Raw genomic sequence first — 1,296 nt, 5'->3', positions numbered from 1 at the left:
TTGATGACCGTCTCTTCTTCTTTGCTTAATACTTGGTCGGAACAACGACTGTCTTCGATCTTTTTGGCGTAGATCCTAGTGTTTTCCCGACTATGCAATGAGCTTATCACAACACCGGTACCATTTTCATCTAGCAAACTAAGAATAAAACTTTGATTCCCTCCGGTATCAGTAAAGGGATTGAAACGTTTGAAGCCAAGACGCTGAAGATGGAGTTCTCCTTTTTTCTTTTCTGTCTCAAGTTCTTTTTTGACGCTTTCGATGTCTTCGTGGTTTTGGCCGGTTTTGGCAATAAAGCTGTTGATGGCACTAATCAGGTCTTTCTGGGCTAACCCTTTGGTCAAGCGCTGGTAGTGGGCCATCAATCGGACGAGGAGGACGGTGAGAAGGATCGACCAAAGCGCGAGGACTCCCAAGAGTAGATAGACTGTGTTTGAAGCTGACATATGTAGATTGTAACAAACGTGACTTTCCCTGTCATTCCGAGCGTAGTCGAGGAATCTGTGGTTATAATCAGATTATGTCAAAGAAAAGGACTCGGGCACAAAAGGTAAAGGCGTCTGGCTTCAAAGTGACATTTGGAGCGATGAAAGAGGCAAAAACGAAAGATAGGGTGTCCTCCGGAAAAGGAACTGAGTTCAAATATTTCCGGTCCGACTTGACAAAGGTATTAGCACTGACTATGCTTGCTCTAGCTTCGGAGGTCGTGCTTTGGTTAATATTGAAGCACTGACTTGAGGCGCGGAAGGAGGTGAGTTCGTTATGACAATGTATTGCGTAAAATGCAGAGCTAAAAGAGACGTAGAGAAATTCGAAACCCTCACCATGAAGAATGGTAAGCCGGCCGCCCGGGCTGTCTGCCCGGTTTGTAGCACCAAAATGTTCAAAATTGGAGCTAAATAACTCTACCAAGAAACCCGATAAAAAGGTTCGCCTTGACTCGGGTTTTTTGTGGTTACTTGAGGTCTTTTTTGAAGGTTTTGTACCAGTCTTCGAGAATGGTCTTGACTAAGTCTTTGGATCCCAAACCCAGAGACAGGCCAAGGGCGAGGGCGAGCATGGTGACAAAGCCGATGAAAACAGTATCAATCAGGTTCTTGGCAATCCCCAGCTGGGAGATAGATGCCAGAACGGTGAAGACAACGACCAGGTAGCTGGTAAACTTCGCCATCAGGCGGGAAAGCTTGATGTCGATACCACCGAGAGAACCCTTCACCAGCTTCTCCAGAAAACCGGCCAAAACAACGCCGGCACCAAAAATGAGAACAGCGGCAAAAATGTTGGGTAAGTAAGCAA

At 46.1% G+C, this 1,296-nt stretch carries 3 protein-coding genes; 1 reads left to right on the top strand and 2 read right to left on the bottom strand.

Features of this window, described 5'->3' with window-relative positions; all coding sequences use genetic code 11:
* A partial coding sequence (locus Q8P13_00120; GenBank protein MDP2670864.1) for a DUF4446 family protein occupies positions 1-446 on the bottom strand: 446 nt, incomplete at its 3' end.
* A 316-nt stretch (positions 447-762) separates the two neighbouring features.
* On the opposite strand from Q8P13_00120, the gene Q8P13_00115 reads away from it, so the two are divergent.
* The gene (locus Q8P13_00115; GenBank protein MDP2670863.1) at positions 763-903 is read left to right on the top strand and encodes a DUF5679 domain-containing protein; all 141 of its coding nucleotides are present in this window, start codon (positions 763-765) and stop codon (positions 901-903) included.
* 52 nt (positions 904-955) lie between these two features.
* On the opposite strand, the gene Q8P13_00110 is transcribed toward Q8P13_00115, so the two are convergent.
* Positions 956-1,296, bottom strand: a 341-nt coding sequence (locus Q8P13_00110) for a hypothetical protein (GenBank protein ID MDP2670862.1), incomplete at its 5' end; no start/stop codon positions are given.

The sequence above is a fragment of the bacterium genome, from assembly GCA_030704665.1.
Taxonomy (GTDB): domain Bacteria; phylum Patescibacteriota; class Microgenomatia; order Woykebacterales; family RBG-16-39-9b; genus JAUYID01.
The sequence above is the reverse complement of the archived record's forward strand: the minus strand, read 5'-3'. Positions and strand labels throughout refer to the sequence as shown.

Bases quoted from the DNA above. Each gene is read 5' to 3' on its own strand.
- Q8P13_00115 (MDP2670863.1), top strand. From the start codon at position 763: ATGACAATGTATTGCGTAAAATGCAGAGCTAAAAGAGACGTAGAGAAA.